Genomic DNA, 16,954 nt, shown 5'->3' on the forward strand with positions numbered 1-16,954 from the left:
GCGGGGCAGGTGGGGATGTTGATGAGGGGAACGCAGCTTGACGTCGTCGTTGAGACAGCGAATGCGAGCACCAGCGCTAACAAGGCCTTCTTTCCCCTGGTCATGGCTGGGAAGTGTACGCCTGGGGCACACATCGGCCGTGGCGATTGCCGCGATCTGCCCCCGTTGATCGCCGGGAAGCGCCGGTCAGTTCCCGGCCTCGATGGACGCCACTCGTGCGGCCGCGTCGGGACCGCAGAAGCGCTGGAGGTCCACTCCGCCCGCGCCAAGGAGGTCGTCAATGCGGCGCTTGAGGTCTCCCGAGGAGATGTGGGCGTACAGGTTTCCACCCGGGCAAGAGGTTTGGGCCAGGTCCCGATGGCCCGCCAGGGTGTCGGGCGAAACGTGAAAGTTCTGAGCCGCCCATGCGAACGCGCGAGCTGCTCCCTGGAGCTGGGCCTCCGGCACGGCCTCTTGATCGAAGTCTCCTTCGCAGAGGACCAGGAAATGCCCCGTTGTGTCGTAGTCCGTGGCGGTGTCGCCCGCGATCTCGGTGCTCCGCAGTTCGTAGATGTTGCCATTGCGGTCGACGCCGATGTGATAGGCGATGTCGATCCATCCATGCTGGTCCTGGTGGTATCGCTGATCCTGTCGGAGATGGCTTGGGGCATTTCGGTTTTCGCCAAGGACCACGGCCTCATGGTGCAGAGTCATCCTGGTGATGGTGTGGCGCTTCCCTCCGGAGCGGGCCGGTCGCGCGCCCCACGCGTCGCGGCATAGCAACAGCGCCGAAGTCGCGGCGGCCAGGCTTGCGCTGATGGTCGACGTCGGGGGAGGGGCCGCAACCGAGCGGGTCTCAGAGGCAGGGGCAGAGTCCCTACGCGTCGCACAGCTGCCGACCAGGGACGCCACGCCGATGCTGCCGGCCACCATTAGCAGCTGACGGCGGCTGACGTGAGCTGGCCGGCCGCACGCTGGCTCACACACGCTCCTCACGATACGGGCGTGACGCCCGCCTGCGGAACGTCTTCAATCATGTCCCGCCCAAGGCGTCCCGCACACGTCCGTGCGCTCGTTCGAGCCGCGCGGCGGCCTCCGTCGCGTCGACGCCCTTCAGCAGCGCCACGATCGCGGTCTTGGCATGACCGTCCGCGGCGGCGAGCGCGGCGGTTGCGGTCTGCTCGTCGACGCCGGCCGCGTCGCGGACGATCCGCACCGCCCGGCGGCGTACCTTCGCGTTGGTCGCGCGCACGTCGACCATCCGGGGCCCATAGGCCTTGCCGAGCGCGATCATCACGCTCGTCGAGAGCGCATTGAGCACCACCTTCTGCGCCGTCCCCGCGGTCAGCCGCGTGGACCCGGCGAGTACCTCGGGCCCGGTCAGCAGCTCGATCACCAGGTCGGCGGACGCCTCGCTTCGTGGGTTGTTGACAATCGCGACGGTCAAGGCACCCGCCGCGCGCGCGTGCTCGAGTGCACCGAGCACATACGGCGTGCGGCCCGACGCCGTGATCCCGACGAGCGCGTCGGCGGCGGTCAGGTCCGCGAGATCGGTGGGGTCGAACACATCCTCCGCGCCCTCGATCGCCTCGGTGAGCGCCGCCGGCCCGCCGGCGATCACGGCGCGCACCAGGTCGGTGCCGAAGGTCGGTCCGCACTCGGCCGCGTCGAGCACGCCGAGCCGACCGGGTGTCCCGGCGCCGGCGTAGATCAGGCGGCCGCCGCGCTCAAGCCGTGCGGCGATCGCCTCGGCCGCCGCCGCGATCTGCGGCACCGCCGCCGCCACCGCGTCATGCGCCTCGCCTTCGGCGCCGACGAGCAGCGCGACGACGTCGGCGATGGGGCGCGCATCGAGATCGTCAAGGTCTGGCCACACGGCCTCGGTCGCGAGCGCATCGAGCCCGTGCGTCGCGCCGGGCGCCTGCACGCGAACCACATACGGCTCGTGGATTGCCCGCAGTTGCAGCGCGCCATCGAGCGCGTCGCCGGCGGCCGGGATGAGGTCGAGCTGTGCGCGCAGCGCCCGGACTCCAGCCAGTCCGCCGACCATCGCGACCGGGCCATCCCCGGCCGCGCGGGCGGTCGCGGCGAGCGCCTCGGCGGCAGCGCTGATGATCGCCAGCGCCGCCGCGTCGTGCTGCGCGGCCAGGACGTCCGGCGCGAACGACGCGACTGCGGCAGCATCGGTGAGCTGCGTGGGCCAGCTCTGCGGCGCGCCGAAGCGGGCGCGGGCGGCGTCGAGCAGCGTGGTCGCCGGTCCGCGGCCGTCCTGAGCGCGCAACGCCGCGCGCAGCCCGGCCGCGCCGATCCACGCGCCGCCGCCCTCGTCGCCCAGCCACGGACCCCAGCCGTCGGAAGTGCGCAGCGCGCCGTTCGCATCGATCGCAAGTGCCACGACGCCGGTGCCCACGATCAGCACGACGCCCGGCTCCCCGTCCAGCGCGCCCGCGTGCGCGATCACGGCATCGCTGGTCACGCCGATGCGATGCGCCCGAAGCGATCTCAGCAATGCATCGCCCAGCGCACGCGCCGCGTCCGGCGCCGCCAGCGCCCCGGCGGCGCCCACGATCACCTCATCCACCGGGCCGAAATCTCGCGCGACCGCCAGGACCGCCGCCTCCGCAGCCCGCGCGCCGCCAGGCGTCGCAAGTCCCGGTGCGCCCACACCTTCAACCCTCCGGCCGCCTGCCGCGGCCCGACAGGACGTCTTGCCGAGGTCGACGGCGAGGATCATCGCAGCTTCTGTGCGAATTCGATGATGTTGCCGTCCGGGTCGGCGACGTGCAGCGTCCGTTCCCGCCATGGGCGATCCACCGGCCCGCTGAGGATCTCGACACCGAGCCCTCTCAGCCGTTCCGCTTCCGCATCGACGTCATCGATCAGGAAGCCGATCTCGCCGCAGGGCGGGTTGCCGCCTGCGCGACCGATGAGCTCCGGCAGCTTCGAGCGTTCGAAAAGCGAGAACTTCGTGTTCTCCATTTCGAACTCGACATAGCCGTCGCCCTCGATTCGCACCTGAAGTCCGATCACGTCGCGGTAGAACGCCACGGAGCGGCTGAGCGCCTCGACATAGTGAATGACGTAGTCCACACGACGCATGCAATGCACGGTATCGGTTCCCGCAGTGAACTCGTGGAGGTTCAGCGACCGGTGAATGTGGGAGCGCGGCGCTGCGCCGCCGCCGTCACGCCCTCGCGGAAGTCGGCGGTCGCCGCAAGGCGCGTTTGTTCCTCGAGCTCGTGAGCGGTGGCGGCTGCGACGGCCTCTGCGAGTCCGGCACGCGTCGTGGCACGGATGCTCGTCAGCGCCAGGGGAGCCGAAGCGGCGATACGCTCGGCGAACCGAATCGCCGCCGGCCGAACATCGCCGTCAGCGGCCAGTTCATCGAACAACCCTGCTGCACGGCCGATTTCACCATCGAAGCGCTCTCCGGTGAGCATCCACTCGAGCGCTTTTTGCTGGCCGACGACACGTGGCAATGTGGCGGTGATCCCGAAGCCGGGATGAAACCCGAGCCGGCTGAAGTTGGCCGCGAATTTCGAGGAGGATGCCGCCACTCGAAAGTCTGCGCTGAGGGCAAGCCCGAGCCCGCCGCCGATCGCGGCGCCCTGCACCGCCGCGACAACCGGCTTGCGGGCGCGGAACAATCGGATGGCCTGGGCGTAGAGCTCGCCCGGCGACGAGCGATTCTCGGCGGGCTGGGAGAAGTCGGCGCCCGCGCAGAAGTGTTTTCCCTCCGCGCACAAAACAATCGCCCGGCATTCGATGTCGTCGTCAAGTTGCTCGTAAGCGTCGGCGATACGCGTGATCAAGGCGGTGTCGAAGTAATTGTTCGGCGGCCGATGGATCTCCACCATGGCCACGTGGCCGACGAATTCGACGGTGACATCGACAGGGGTCATAGCTGTTCCAATAGTTCTCGCACGGCGGCATTGAATGTCTCGGGCTGGTCCATATTCGCCGCATGCCCCGCGTTGTCGATGACAAGCTTGCGGGAATTGGAGATTTTGCGGTGCATGTAGTCGGCGGGGGCCAGGAAGTCGGTGTCTTGGGCGCCGACGACCACCAACGTGAGCACCGTGATGCTGTCGAGCGACGTGATCACGCGGGCGTCCTTCTGGGTCATCACACCGCGCGCAGCGCGCGGCAGCCCCTCGGGATGCTGATGGACCGCCTGCGCGACTTCCGACGAGAAGTCGGTCGCCGCTTCGCCCCGCTCGAGTTGTTGTGCCCGTCGTTCCACCCAGTCGTTCCACTTGTCGCGGGCTTCGTCGTTGCGGTAGCCCGGGCCCGTGTCGACAAGTACCAGCGCGGCCACCCGCTGCGGATGGGCGAGGTGGAAGGCCAGGGATAGGTAGCCGCCCAAGGACATTCCGCCGAGTACGGCGCGATCAGTACCCGCGGCGTCGAGAATGGCCGCCATGTCGGCGATGCTGATCTGCTCGGTGTAGCGCTCCATGTCGTCGGGTGCGTCGCTGCTGCCATGACCGCGCTGGTCCCAGACGATCACCGGTCGGTCGACGCTCAAGGCATCGATGTTGGGGCTCCACATGCCCGCGGTGGCGCCGAAACCGTGTGTGAGCAAAAGCGGCAAGCCCGGCGCGTTCGGGTTGTGCACCTGGTAGGCCAGCGTGACCCCGTCTGGGCGCAGCAGCCGGTTCACGACACCACCTCCGACCCCGACTGGATGGCTGGGTATAGGGCATCGGGGCCACCGGCTACCAGGGCCGCGCCGAGCCGGTCCGCCCAGCGGTGATGCCCTCCGGCTTCGTCTCGCCATGCCCAGAGCCGACGGGTCAGATAATGCAACGGATACTCCTTCGTCATACCGATAGCGCCGTGCGTCTGATGGGCGGCCGCGGTCACCAATTGTGCGGCCCGGTCGGCAAGCATTTTGGCGCAAGCGATTTCGAACCCGCCCCGGCCGAGCTCGACCGCTTCGACCGCACCGTCGAGGGCCGACGCGACCACCGCGGCCTGCTGGTGGATGGTCACCAGATGGGCTTGGACGGCCTGGAAACGACCGATGGGGCGCCCGAATTGCTCACGTTCGCCGCTGTAGCGCAGTGTCATCGCCGCGACGGCACTTATCGCGCCGGCCATCAGCGCGGCACGCCCCAGCGCGGTGCGCTCCCATAACGATTGTTCGGTAACCTCGTCTGTCGCGTCGGCGCGCGCAGTTACCGGAATACCGTCGAAAACCACTGTGTCGCGGGGCTCTTCGGCGAGGTTGACGCCGCGGCTGACGGTCGGTCCCCGCGACGATGCGGCCGGTCCGGGCGCGAGCACCACGACGCCGTCGACTAGTCCGATGACATGCTCGGCGCGGTGACCCCATGCGACTGCCGGCACCGTACCGAACAGGCGATCACCGTCGAGACGGAGCGTCGCGGCGGGAGGCAGTACCGTGCGAATGCCCTTGGGCAGCGCGAGATCGGCAGACGCCAATAGCCAACCGCCGACCAGTCCGGCTTCGGCCAGCGGCACCGGTGCCGCGTGCGCTCCCGCGGCGCGGAGCAATTGAATCGCAGCGGCAACGCTACCCCCGGCTCCGCCCAGCTGCTCGGGAACCGGGACATCGCTGAATCCGTTCTGCTGCAGTGCGTTCCATAGCTGCGGTGCCCAGCCGGTAGCGTCGGCGTCGCCAACGTCCTCCCAACGGCTGTGCGCCTTGAACAGCTTGTCGGCAGCGCTGTACAGCTCGTTGTCGCTCATGACAATCCTTTGGCGGCCACGGAGCGCAGCACCTCGGTGGTGCCGCCCCGGATGGTGAATGACGGTGCATCCAGCGCGGCGCGGCGCAACAACCGTTCGAACAATGACGGCTCCGGCTCCAGGCCGCATACGAGCTCGCGGTCCAACAACTCCCGCAGCGCGCGCACGACGTCTTGTTCGAACCGGGTGCCCATCTCTTTGATGAGTGCCGCCTCCGCCGCGGGGGTGCCGCCGGCATCGATCGCCCTGGCCACGGTCAGCGAGAGCCGGCGTAGCACCCAGTATTGGGCCGCGAGCTCGCCGATCAGCCGGCTTCCCTCGCGACTAGCCGCCAAGTCCGGGTGTTCGCGGATGAACTCCTGAACGACCAGGAAGGTCGAGATCCAGCGATCGGGGCCGCTGCGCTCGAAGGCCAACTCGTCGGCGTTCTGTGCCCAGCCCTGCCCGATTTCGCCGATCACCATCTCATCGGAAACCAGCACCCCGTCCAGGAGTACCTCGGCGAAGTGGTCGGTCCTGCCATTCAGGAAGGGGATCGGCCTGACCGTCACCCCGGGGCTGCCCATGTCGATGAGGAATCGGCTGAGCGCCGCGTGCCGTTCGCCGTCGCCGGTTCGGCACAGGGCGATCATGAAGTCGGCGCGCATGGCGTTGCTTGTCCACACCTTGACACCCGACACCCGCCAGCCGTCCGTGTCGCGCACACCCTTCGTGCGGACTGACGCGAGGTCACTTCCAGCGTCGGGCTCGCTCATGCCGATGCAGAAACACAACTCGCCGCGGCAGATTCGTGGCAACAGCCATCGCTTCTGTTCCTCGGTGCCGTAACGAAGGAGCACCTGGGCGATCTGTCGGTCGGCCACCCAGTGATGCCCGACTGGCGCGCCCCAGCGCAGCAGTTCTTCGACAACGACGAAGCGGTCGGCGGCGGTGGCGTCGTGGCCGCCATAACGAGCCGGGACCGCCATGCCGATCCAGCCACGCTCGCCCAACGCGGCGGAGAACTGCGGATTCACCTCGGCGCTCATGCCGAGGCCCGGCTCGAACGTGCCCCAGGGCAGCGTCTCGGCAAGGAATGTGCGTACCTGCTCCCGCAATTCCAGCTCCGCGGCGGTGAGTGCGCCAGGCGACGTGAGCATACTTGGCAGGCTAACGACCGACTCTGAAGCGAGGAAAGGTACCGCCTCGCCCGGGATGCGACTATGCAATCGCCTGAAGGTAGCGATGCACCAGGGCGATCGCTATGCCGCCTTCGCCCACGGATGCTGCGACGCGCTTCACTGATCCCGAACGGATATCGCCGACCGCGAAGATTCCCGGGGCGCTCGTTTCGAGAGCGAACGGCTCGCGATTGGCTTGCCACCATCCTGCCTTCATCGCGTCGGTTCCCGTCAACACGAAGCCGTGCTCGTCGCGCGCGATCTCCTCAGGGAGCCAATCAGTCGTTGCCTCGGCGCCGATCAGCACGAAGAGCACCGTCGCGTTCCGTCGACCTGTCCTGCCGGCGCTTCGATCCATGACCTCGATCGCCTCGAGTTGTTCGTCTCCATGCGCGGCGACAACCTCGGATCGCGTCTGGACCCGAATGTTCGGTTTAGTCGCAATCTGCTCGATGAGGTAGTGCGACATGCTTTCGGCGAGCGACTCACCCCGCACGAGGAGCGTGACCGATCGGGCGTGGTTGGAGAGGAATACGGCGGCTTGGCCGGCCGAATTGCCCGCACCGATCAGATACACATCGTTGCCCTGCGCCAGACCCGCGTCGCTACGCGCCGCGCCGTAGTACACACCTGAGCCTACGAATCGATCGATCGAATCGACCCCGAGGCGTCGCCACTTCACGCCCATCGCAAGGATGATCGACCTCGTTCGGAGAACGTCGCCCCCGTCCAGCGTGACGGTCATGTCGTCGGGGTTGATGTCCTCGACCTGGCGGGTCACAACGATCTCGGCCCCCAGCCGTGTCGCCTGTCGCAGCGTCCGCGTGGCGAGGTCGTCACCAGAGACGCCAAACGGAAATCCCGTGTAATTCTCGATCCGGGTGGAAGTGCCGGCCTGACCGCCGGGGGCGAAGGATTCGATCAGTGCGGTCTGCAGGCCCTCGGAGGCGCCGTTGACCGCCGCCGTCAGACCCGCCGGCCCGCCACCCACGATCACCACGTCGTAATGCGTCCGGCTTGTCTCGACCGTGAGTCCAGCGACGGTGGCAACCGCCCGCATGGTCGGGGTGGTCAGGCGAGTGCCGTCGCGCAGCACCACCACCGGGTAGGCGGCGGGATTGCCTCCGGTGTGTTCGAGAGCTGCAGGATCGTCGGGGTCTAGGCGTTCGAAAGGAATCTGGTTGCGATGGAGGAAGACGTCGCAGTCGTGCACTCCCGGGTCGACGCGCGGGCCGATTACGACCATCGCGGGTTCGCGTGGTTGGGTGGTGGCGTTTCTGAGCATCTCCATGCGCTGCATTGCGGCCGCACCGACCGTTTCGGAGATTTGGGGGGCCATGGCGGCGAGTGTGTGGAACACCTCGACCGTCATTTTTAGTACGCGCGACGGCTCGACGGCCCGCATGCTGGCGGGCAACGGCGTACCGAGCGTCATCGGGACCTCGCCTCCGACCTCGCCCGTATGGCGAACGCCGATCACCTGCTCGACTCCGTTCACCAGCTTCGTCAGCTCCGCCTTACCTTCGACCACAATCGCCAAGGACCGGGCTTCGCCCTCGCGGCCTACGTACTCTCCGGCGATGAGGTGGACGTCCTCCACAGAGCCGGCAAGGTACTCCAGTTCTTTGTCCCCCAGCGTCGAAAAGAGTGGAATTCTGGCCAGCTCTTCGATGGTGAACATGACTGCCTCCCAGCTGCTTTCGCCGGGGCCGCTCAGCCACAGGGGCGGTTTAGCGCGCGGCGTCGAAATCTTCGATGCGGGAATCGTCCGCCGCACACCGTTGGCGGCACATGAGGCATCCGCCCCAAATTAGCGGGAGCCAGCCATCGCGCCGCCGTCGTTGTCGGATAGTCCGACGCGACTCAATGGGGCCCACGCAGGCGTAAGGTTCGACCATGAACGTCGCGGGCAGCGCGCCGGACATCCACTACGCCAAGAGTGGCGGCCTTAACGTCGCCTTCTCGGTGACCGGACAGGGGCCCGACCTCGTCGTCGCGCCCGGCTTCATCTCGCACCTCGACATCATGTGGGAGGAGCCTTCGGTCGTTCACTTCTACTCGCGGCTCGCGTCCTTTCGTCGCGTCGTCACCTTTGACAAGCGGGGCACCGGTCTGTCGGATCCGGTGATGCACGCACCGACATTGGAAGAGTCCGTCGATGACCTGCGCGCCGTCATGGACGCGGCCGGATGTGAACGCGCCGACCTCGTGGGCGTTTCGGAGGGGGGCACGATGGCGATGCTGACAGCGGCCGGCCATCCCGACCGCGTGAATGCGCTTGCCCTGTATGGCTCGTTCTCCCGCTTGCTCCGAACGACCGACTACCCGCTCGGCGTCACCGAGGAGCAGCTGTCGGCGTTGGTCGAAGTGAGTGCGACGGGCTGGGGTGAGGGCGTCGGACTGGGTGCATGGGCTCCAAGCCGGCGGGACGACGCCGATTTCCGGCGGTGGTGGGCGCGGCTGCAGCGGGTGGCCGCCAGCCCGGGCATGGTCCGCAACATCTTCGCGCTCTATCCGCAACTGGACATCCGTGACGTGCTGCCCGCGATCCAGGCGCCGACGCTCGTTGTCCACCGGCGCGACGACCGGATGGTGAGGTGCGAGATGGGTCGCTACCTTGCCGACCGCATCCCCCGGGCCAAGTTCGTCGAGATCGACGGCGCCGACCACCTCTTTTTTACGGGCGACGCCGATGCCCTGCTCGACGAGATTGAGGAGTTCCTTACCGGCGTCCGCCCGCAGCCCGCGGTCGAGCGCGTCCTGGCCACGGTTCTGTTCACCGACATCGTCGACTCCACGAAGCGGGCGGTCGAGCTTGGCGACCAACGATGGAAGGAGCTGCTCGGCAGGCACGACGCTCAGGTGCGGCGCCAGCTCGCACGCTTCCAGGGCTATGAGGTCAACACGACGGGCGACGGCTTCCTCGCCCGGTTCGACGGGCCCGCCCGCGCGATCCGGTGCGCCATTGCGATCCGCGACGTAATGCGGAGCCTGGGCCTCGAGGTGCGGGCGGGCGTACACACGGGTGAGGTCGAGTTGCGTGACGACGACATCAGCGGCATCGCGGTCCACATCGCGGCGCGGGTGGCGGCAGCGGCGGGGGCCGGCGAGGTGCTCGTTTCGCGCATCGTCGTCGACCTGGTCGCCGGGTCGGGCCTCAGCTTTGTCGCTCGCGGCGAGCACGTCCTCAAAGGTGTGGCGGGTGAGTGGGGGCTGTTCGCCGTTGAGGGTTGACGGGATACGGCTTCCGCCGTGCTCTAGGTTTCGGCCGGCCGGTGTATCCGCGAATCCCAAATCCGTTGAGTCTCCACACCGACCGAGGGGTTGTGGATCTCCTGAAAGTTTCGTCCACCACGATTGAATGTGGCGACGACGGCGGCCGGCGCATCCTGTTCCAGGATTGGGATGGACAGCCACTCGCAGGGGCGTATGTGCACCAAATCCACCGCCTTAGCGGTTTTGCCGGGGTCGTAGCCGTAAGGCCCGGAGATGCGGCCCAGCCAGAACCAGCCGTGCGTGTCGCGGGTCCAGACGAACGAGCCTTCGTCGAGCTCGGCGAATCGGGCGACCCGACGGGCAAGCCGGTCTTGGTCGGCGGAACTGCTCACAAGTCGGCCAAACCCGCACAGGCCGAGCCGGCGAGCGCGATCGATGGTGGCTTGTGGCTCGACGGCAGCGTTGCGGGATCGCATCGGCGCGCGGTAGACGGCGACCATGAGAGACATCGTGCCTCGACGCTGCAGCCGATCCGATGCGGCCCTTTTCGCGCACATCGCGGGCGACGACGATTTAATCTCCCGACATGGATCGCATCTGGCAGTGGGCTTGGAATCGGTACGGGGCGCGATACACGTGGGCGGGGGGCGTGATCTCATTTTTCATAGCGCTGCCGATCTACCTCACGTTCGTGTCGTTTCCGATTGTCGCGTTTGAGAAGTCGGATCGCTACGTCGCCGCGACAGCCACCACCGGTGTGGCCGTGCTGGTACTCGCATGCCTCATGGTCCTTCCGGATCGCCGATGGGCACGCCCCACGGAACGGTGGGCGGCAGGCCACGAGGTCGATCGGGTGACGGCCCTGGAGGGCACCTATGTCTTTGTCCGCAGGGCGACTTCTCGCACGGTCTGGGCAGCCGGAGTCTGGGCCGCCGCGCTGTCGGTCGGTGTCGGTGCGATCGCCGGAGCCGGTTGGTTGCGGCTGGTGCAGTACGGCGCCTTGGCTGCCACCCTTGCAGTAGCGATCCAGCTGGTTGCGCTCCACACCACCATGGAGGCGGCATGGCGGCCAGCCAGGGCCGCCCTGGCCGGCGACACGGGAATCGGCGACTCCCTGCCACGCTCTCGCCCGAGCTTTGCCGCGCGGTCGAACGTGTCCATGGTTGCGGTCGCGTTTGGGTTCGCCGTCGGCGGCGCCTTGCTTGCCGCCGCGGTCAATCGCGTCAGTGAAACCCCCATCCTCGCCGTGGTGATCGGAGGTGGGTTGGCGGCCGTATTCGCGGTGCCGATCTCCGTTGGACTTGGATTCTCACCATCGCTGCAACCCATTCGCGACCTCGCTAAGGGCGCCGAACGTGTTGCGGCAGGGGACTATAGCCAGCGCCTGCCGGTCATTCAGGACGATGACCTCGGGGCCCTGTCGGCGTCATTCAACCGCATGCAGACGGGTTTGGCTGAGCGACAACGGCTTCAGGGCGCGTTCGGCACCTACGTCGACCCGGCCCTCGCCGCGCGGCTGCTTCAGCAGGGCGACGACGTGTTCACTGGTGAACGCCGCGAGGTGACCGTGATGTTCGTGGACATCCGTGACTTCACTCCGTTCGCCGAGGCGAACTCCGCCGAGGACACGGTCGCCCGGCTCAACGCGCTGTTTGAAATAGTCGTGCCCGCCGTCGTCGACGCCGGTGGACATGTGAACAAGTTCCTGGGTGACGGAGCTTTGGCCGTCTTCGGCGCCCCGAACGACCTCGCAAACCATGCCGACGCCGCGGTGGACGCCGCCATGGTGATTCAGCGTCTCGTCGGCGAGCGATTCGGCGGTGAGCTTCGCATCGGCATCGGCATCAACACCGGAAAGGTGATCGCCGGCACCATCGGCGGCGGAGGCAAGCTCGAGTTCACGCTGATCGGTGATGCGGTCAACGTCGCGGCCCGCGTCGAGCAGCTCACCAAGGCCACGGGCGATGCGATGCTGCTCACCGGTTCGTGCGTGGACGCGCTGACCAGCCGACCGCACGGACTGCTCGATCGCGGAACGCACGCTTTGAAGGGCAAATCCGCTGTAGTGCAAGTCTTCACTCTCGCTCTACAGGACCGAAAGCCGCACTGAGAACAGTGCTTGGCTAGAGCATCGATTGCGGCTGGGCGCAGAATTGATACGGTCAACCCACGGCCGCCAATTTGGCCGCCGTAAAGTTCGCCAGCCCCGACGATCCTGGAGGAGTTCATGCGCAGGAGCGCGTCATGAGCGATGCCGCCTGGGCGCTCTACACCGAGCAGATGAACAACGTCGACGGCTGGTTTTTCGAGGCCGATGTCGAGCTCTTCAGCCAGCTGATCGCTTGCCAGACGGCCGAGGGCATCAGGGGTGACATGCTGGAGATCGGCGCATACCAGGGCAAGTCCGCCATCTTGATGGGTTACGGCCTGCGTGACGATGAGGAACTGGTGATCTGCGATCTGTTCGGCGCCGTAATGGATCACGCCGACATCGCGCAGGCGCCGCGCCAGGAGTACTCGGGCCTGGATCAGCAGCAGTTCCTGGCCAACTGGGATCGGTTCCACACCCGCCGGCCAACGTTGGAGGTCTGCGAATCATCGGCGCTCGATCTGGGAGAACGGGCGCTGCGCTTCGTCCACATCGACGGTTGTCACGCCTACCGGTGTGTCGCCAACGACATCAGCCTCGCCGTGACCCACACGGCCGAACGGGGCGTGATCGTGATGGACGATTATCGAGGGGTCGAAACCCCCGGTGTGGCGGCGGCCGTCTGGCAGGCCGTCGGCAATGGTTTCGTGTTCCCCTTCGCGGCGACGTATATGAAGATCTACGCCTGCACGTCGGCCGCCGATCAGAGCTACTGGTTAGAGCGCGTCCGGGATCGCGGCGACATCTGCGCCTTCCCCGACTTCGAGTTCCCGTCGTACCGGAGCGTTTCGGACATGCACATCCACCACTCGGCCGACGAGCACTGACAGGAATTCAGCCCGAGGCTTGGCAGTTCGTGGCTTCCAGGAGATCGGCGGCCGTGGCGGCGCTTTCGGCGGGGGTTGCCATCCGGGCGGCGACCTCAAGGGTTCGAGCGATGCAATGCGGAGTGAGGATGGCCCGCAGATCGGCGAGCAGCGAATCTGGGGTGGTTGCGGAGAAATGCCGTCCGATGCCGACGCCCAGCTGGCCGACCGCGGCGGCCCACATCGGCTGATCGACCGAAACCGCAAGGGCCAAAGTGGGTTTGCCGGCGCGTATGCCGGCGAACGTGGTGCCGGGACCCCCGTGGTGAACGACCGCGCGGCAGGCGGGAAAGACGGCCGAGTGGTTCACCGCGCCCACAACCTTGACATGGTCGAATTGCGGGATCCCGGCCAAATCACTTACGCCGCTGCAGATCAGCGCGCGCTCGCCTAATTGCGCGCAGGCCCCGGTGATCATCTCGAGCAAGCCGGCGGGAAACGCGACTCGCGCGCTGCTGCCAAAGCCGAAGTAGATCGGCGGCGTTCCCGCTGCGATCCATGACGACACCTCTTCGTCGACATCGGTCGGTAACTCCAGCGTCAGCCCGCCGACGAAAGGCCGCCGGACATCCCATTTCGCCCACTCGGCTGCCAGCCCCGGGAAGAAGAGTTCGTCGTAGGCCTGAATCTCCAGGGGTTGTCGCGTCGTGGGCCCCGATTCCCCCGACAGGCCCAAAGTTTGGCGCAGGGCGTCCTCGGCCTCTTTGGTTACTTGCGTACTCGTATCACGCCCGAGCGGGTAGATGTGCAGCGCGGCCTGCGGAATGTCGTAGTATCCCGCAACGTTGGCCGCCAGTCCCTGCTGGCTCGCGTCCGTCAATAGCAGGTCGGCCCCGTCTGCCAGCGACGTGAGCGCCGTGCCCAGCTGCGGCCAGAGTCGTTTGAGGTCCTCCGAAATCACCCACGCCATGAAGACTGGATTCGGTGTCTGCCCGTACTTGCGGGCGATATCCGCGTTCTGCTGCAACTGGTCGGGGCCGTGGGGGATCGCGGCAAGCCCCGCCGACTCGACGAAGCCGACATAGTTGGGCGGCACCGCCATGGTGACATCGTGACCTCGGCGCTGAAGTTCCCGACCGATGGTGGCGCAGGGCTCGACATCACCCCGAGTTCCCAAGGTTGCCAGCACAATTCTCATCGATGGACGCCCCCGTGGGAGGCAGGTCCGACGATGCCTCTGAAATATGCGATCGTCCGCTCGACACCGTCTTCGAACGAGACTCGTGGAGTCCAGCCGAGGCTGGACTCGGCGAGGGTGATGTCCGGCCTGCGCTGCTTCGGGTCGTCCGGCGGCAGTGGCTCGAACACCGTCGCCGAGCGCGATCCGGTCATTTCCTTGATGATGCTCGCGGTTTCGAGGACGGTGCGTTCGGCTGGGCTGCCGAGGTTGACGGGTCCGGTGAACGAAGCATCGCTCGCCGCCATATCCACCAGCCCGTCGACGAGATCGTCGACGTAACAAAAGGAACGAGTCTGGCTGCCGTCCCCGAAGACGGTGATCGGTTCTCCGCGCAGCGCCTGGACGATGAACGAGGAGATGATTCGGCCGTCCTCTGGATCCATCCTCGGACCGTAGGTATTGAAGATACGGGCCACCTTGATTCGGACGCCGTAGCGGCGCGCGTACTCGAGCATCAGCGTCTCCGCAACACGCTTGCCTTCCTCGTAGCAGGCCCGCAGCCCGAAGCAGTTGGCGTTGCCCCAATAATTCTCGACCTGCGGATGGATCGTCGGATCCCCATAGACCTCGCTGGTGGAGGCCTGGAGAATCGTCGCCCCGCGCTCGCGCGCCAGTTCCAGTAGGTTTCTGGTGCCGGCGTAGTTGGTCTCCAGGGTGAACAGAGGATCGCGCTGGTAGGCGCGCGGCGATGCGGGGCAGGCCAGGTTGAAGATGACGTCCAGCGGTCCCGACGCGACGGCGCCGACCGGCCGGGTGATGTCATGCTCGACGAAACTGAAGCCTGGGTCCCCGTCCAGCTGCACGATGCTCTCGCGGCTGCCGGTGCAGAAGTTGTCGAGTCCGATGACTTCGATGCCGTCGCCGCGGAGACGATCGCACAGGTGGGACCCCAGGAACCCGGCGGCACCCGCGACGAGGGCTCTCACTGCTTGTTCTCCTTAGTTCCGGCCATCGAACACGTAGCTTCGCATGACCGACGTGACGTCTTTTGGGACGCCCGCTGGAACCGATTGCCCTCACACCGGCGGTTCTCGGCTTGTTCAGCTGAAGTTCAAGATTTCGGAGCCAGGACGACGACGGGAATCGGTCTCGACGTCTTCTTCTGGTATTCGTTGTACCGGTTTTGATTGTTCTTGTTGACGATCTGCCACAGCCGCGGGTAGTCGGGATCGCCGGACAGTACCGGTCGTGCGGTGACGGCGAAACGTCTTGGGCCGACGTTGATTTCGACGTCGGGATTGGCCTTCAGGTTGTGGTACCAGCCGGGGGCCTCGGGCGCACCGCCCTTGGAGGCCACCACGAGATAGTTGTCCCCGTCGCGGGCGTAGGTCAGCGACGTCGTGCGTTGTTTACCGGTCTTCGCGCCGACGGTATGCAGCAGCAGACTTGGTATCCACAGTGTGCGGTGACCGATCCAGCCGTTCGTCTTCTGATACACGGTGTCGTGCACCCGCAGCACCTGCGGGAGCAGCTTCTCCACGAGACTCATAAGTTCCAGTCTCACTCAGCGGCGGCGAACTTCGCCAGTGTCTTCCGAAAGGCGCGGCGGGCTAGTGGTGATGCGGCGGTTGCTCGTCGCGCAGCCGGCGCTCGTCCCACGCCTCGCGCACCTGCTCCTCGTCGCCGAACCGCTCCACGTCCTCAGGCGTGACGTGCACCTGCTTTGATTTCGGCGCGGGCCGCGGTGGATGTCGGGGTTCACTGGGCATGAGGCGATTATCTCTCGATTCGGACGAACTCTAGGTCTGCGCCCTGGCGATGTTCTCGACGATGATCTGGCAGGCCGTGTCATAGAAGGCACTGATCAGGGTGGAGAAGGACAGCTCGAACGGATAGATCATGTGCACGGCCAGCGGCTCGACCGCCCAGTCGGGCAGGATCGGCACGATGGTCCCCTCGCGCAGTTCCTCGGTGCAGATGATCTGCGTGGGCATGGCGCCGATGCCGAGTCCCTGCAGGATGTACTCCTTGCACACCTGGAAGTTGTTGGCCCGTGCGCGTACTCGCGGTGACAGCTCGTGTCGCCTGTCGAGTTTGGTCACCGCCAACTTCAGCTTTTGGGGCCCGCAGAAGCCGAAGTCGATGAAAGGCAGAGTGTTCACCTGCGCGGGTTCGGTGATCGGATCCTTCAGTTGCCCTATGAAATCGGTTGAGGCGCAGAGGAAAAGGTTCAGGTCGAAGACCTTCCGCGCGATCAGCGTCGAATCCTGTAACGGTCCGGGCCCGAATACGACGTCGTAACCGTCCTTGATCGGGTCGACGATGTTGTCGACCAACCGAATGTCCAAGCGCGAGTTCGGGTACCGCTGCAAGAACCGGGCGCCGACGCGGGATGCGTAGTCGATGCCCAGGCTGACCGGTATCGCGACCCGCAGTTCACCTTGGGGTTCCTGCCTACTGCCCTCCACGAGGGCCCGTACACCGTTGGCCTCGGTCGCGATGTTCATCGCGTGGTCGTAGATCTGCTCGCCGATGTCGGTGACGGTCAGCTGATGGGTGTTCTTCCGCAGCAGCTTGATGCCCAGGTCGGATTCCAGCTTGGTCAGCTTCCGGCTCACCGTCGACTTGGGCATGCCGAGTGCCGACGCCGCCTTCGAGATGCTGCGGCAGTCCACCACCTTGCCGAATACCAGCAGGGCATCGAGGTCAAAGGGCAGATTCTGTTCCATTGGTGTTCCAAGTATGCAAC

17 protein-coding genes and 1 pseudogene are annotated in these 16,954 nt (G+C 66.4%); 3 read left to right on the forward strand and 15 right to left on the reverse strand.

Translation table 11 applies throughout. The features are described from left to right. Positions 1-186 precede the first annotated feature (186 nt). The 9 genes and pseudogenes from ACZYVJ_RS20920 to ACZYVJ_RS20960 all read right to left on the reverse strand — a co-directional run bounded on the left by ACZYVJ_RS20920 (position 187) and on the right by ACZYVJ_RS20960 (position 8,535). Positions 187-762 carry an N-acetylmuramoyl-L-alanine amidase gene (locus ACZYVJ_RS20920; protein WP_463833798.1) on the reverse strand — a complete coding sequence of 192 codons (576 nt, stop codon included), beginning with the start codon at positions 760-762 and terminating at the stop codon, positions 187-189. A gap of 250 nt (positions 763-1,012) precedes the next feature. Continuing rightward, complete coding sequence (murQ, locus tag ACZYVJ_RS20925) at positions 1,013-1,906, reverse strand: N-acetylmuramic acid 6-phosphate etherase (RefSeq protein ID WP_463833799.1); 894 nt, start codon at positions 1,904-1,906, stop codon at positions 1,013-1,015. Between the two features lie 84 nt (positions 1,907-1,990). Next, positions 1,991-2,782 (reverse strand): annotated as a pseudogene (locus tag ACZYVJ_RS20930) (BadF/BadG/BcrA/BcrD ATPase family protein); the annotation flags it as partial. Continuing rightward, positions 2,710-3,078: a VOC family protein gene (locus ACZYVJ_RS20935; protein WP_463833125.1), complete on the reverse strand. Its 369-nt coding sequence runs from the start codon at positions 3,076-3,078 to the stop codon at positions 2,710-2,712. The gene ACZYVJ_RS20935 and the pseudogene ACZYVJ_RS20930, both read right to left, overlap by 73 nt. Positions 3,079-3,119: 41 nt before the next feature. Beyond that, positions 3,120-3,836: an enoyl-CoA hydratase/isomerase family protein gene (locus ACZYVJ_RS20940; RefSeq protein WP_463833800.1), complete on the reverse strand. Its 717-nt coding sequence runs from the start codon at positions 3,834-3,836 to the stop codon at positions 3,120-3,122. 41 nt (positions 3,837-3,877) lie between these two features. After that, positions 3,878-4,642: an alpha/beta fold hydrolase gene (locus ACZYVJ_RS20945; RefSeq protein ID WP_463833126.1), complete on the reverse strand. Its 765-nt coding sequence runs from the start codon at positions 4,640-4,642 to the stop codon at positions 3,878-3,880. Further along, entirely contained in the window at positions 4,639-5,694 is a 1,056-nt protein-coding gene (locus ACZYVJ_RS20950; protein WP_463833127.1) for an acyl-CoA dehydrogenase family protein, read from the reverse strand. Before ACZYVJ_RS20950 ends, ACZYVJ_RS20945 begins: the two co-directional genes overlap by 4 nt. Beyond that, positions 5,691-6,833 (reverse strand): acyl-CoA dehydrogenase family protein, encoded by a 1,143-nt coding sequence (locus ACZYVJ_RS20955; RefSeq protein ID WP_463833128.1) that lies wholly within the window; start codon positions 6,831-6,833, stop codon positions 5,691-5,693. Before ACZYVJ_RS20955 ends, ACZYVJ_RS20950 begins: the two co-directional genes overlap by 4 nt. A 61-nt stretch (positions 6,834-6,894) precedes the next feature. After that, on the reverse strand, positions 6,895-8,535 hold the full coding sequence (locus ACZYVJ_RS20960; RefSeq protein WP_463833129.1) for an FAD-dependent oxidoreductase: 1,641 nt from the start codon (positions 8,533-8,535) through the stop codon (positions 6,895-6,897). Positions 8,536-8,750: 215 nt separating this feature from the next. Here ACZYVJ_RS20960 and ACZYVJ_RS20965 point away from each other — a divergent pair, with 215 nt between their 5' ends. After that, on the forward strand, positions 8,751-10,088 hold the full coding sequence (locus ACZYVJ_RS20965) for an adenylate/guanylate cyclase domain-containing protein (protein WP_463833130.1): 1,338 nt from the start codon (positions 8,751-8,753) through the stop codon (positions 10,086-10,088). A 23-nt stretch (positions 10,089-10,111) separates the two neighbouring features. Here the strand turns inward: ACZYVJ_RS20965 and ACZYVJ_RS20970 are convergent, their stop codons facing one another. After that, positions 10,112-10,570, reverse strand: a complete 459-nt coding sequence (locus ACZYVJ_RS20970; RefSeq protein WP_463833131.1) for a GAF domain-containing protein — start codon at positions 10,568-10,570, stop codon at positions 10,112-10,114. 86 nt (positions 10,571-10,656) lie between these two features. Between ACZYVJ_RS20970 and ACZYVJ_RS20975 the strand changes: the two genes are divergently transcribed. Together ACZYVJ_RS20975 and ACZYVJ_RS20980 are read left to right on the forward strand one after the other, a co-directional pair. Further along, entirely contained in the window at positions 10,657-12,180 is a 1,524-nt protein-coding gene (locus ACZYVJ_RS20975; RefSeq protein ID WP_463833132.1) for an adenylate/guanylate cyclase domain-containing protein, read from the forward strand. A gap of 134 nt (positions 12,181-12,314) precedes the next feature. Continuing rightward, complete coding sequence (locus ACZYVJ_RS20980) at positions 12,315-13,046, forward strand: class I SAM-dependent methyltransferase (protein WP_463833133.1); 732 nt, start codon at positions 12,315-12,317, stop codon at positions 13,044-13,046. Between the two features lie 7 nt (positions 13,047-13,053). Here the strand turns inward: ACZYVJ_RS20980 and ACZYVJ_RS20985 are convergent, their stop codons facing one another. The 5 genes from ACZYVJ_RS20985 to ACZYVJ_RS21005 all read right to left on the reverse strand — a co-directional run bounded on the left by ACZYVJ_RS20985 (position 13,054) and on the right by ACZYVJ_RS21005 (position 16,934). After that, positions 13,054-14,223 (reverse strand): glycosyltransferase, encoded by a 1,170-nt coding sequence (locus ACZYVJ_RS20985; RefSeq protein WP_463833134.1) that lies wholly within the window; start codon positions 14,221-14,223, stop codon positions 13,054-13,056. Beyond that, complete coding sequence (locus tag ACZYVJ_RS20990; RefSeq protein ID WP_463833135.1) at positions 14,220-15,191, reverse strand: UDP-glucuronic acid decarboxylase family protein; 972 nt, start codon at positions 15,189-15,191, stop codon at positions 14,220-14,222. Before ACZYVJ_RS20990 ends, ACZYVJ_RS20985 begins: the two co-directional genes overlap by 4 nt. Positions 15,192-15,316: 125 nt before the next feature. Next, positions 15,317-15,754 carry a nitroreductase family deazaflavin-dependent oxidoreductase gene (locus tag ACZYVJ_RS20995; protein ID WP_463833136.1) on the reverse strand — a complete coding sequence of 146 codons (438 nt, stop codon included), beginning with the start codon at positions 15,752-15,754 and terminating at the stop codon, positions 15,317-15,319. 61 nt (positions 15,755-15,815) lie between these two features. Then, the gene (locus ACZYVJ_RS21000; RefSeq protein WP_463833137.1) at positions 15,816-15,974 is read right to left on the reverse strand and encodes a hypothetical protein; all 159 of its coding nucleotides are present in this window, start codon (positions 15,972-15,974) and stop codon (positions 15,816-15,818) included. A gap of 30 nt (positions 15,975-16,004) precedes the next feature. After that, positions 16,005-16,934 (reverse strand): LysR family transcriptional regulator, encoded by a 930-nt coding sequence (locus ACZYVJ_RS21005; protein ID WP_463833138.1) that lies wholly within the window; start codon positions 16,932-16,934, stop codon positions 16,005-16,007. Between the last annotated feature and the right edge of the window lie 20 nt (positions 16,935-16,954).

This window comes from Mycobacterium sp. IDUB_3 (genome assembly GCF_055419585.1).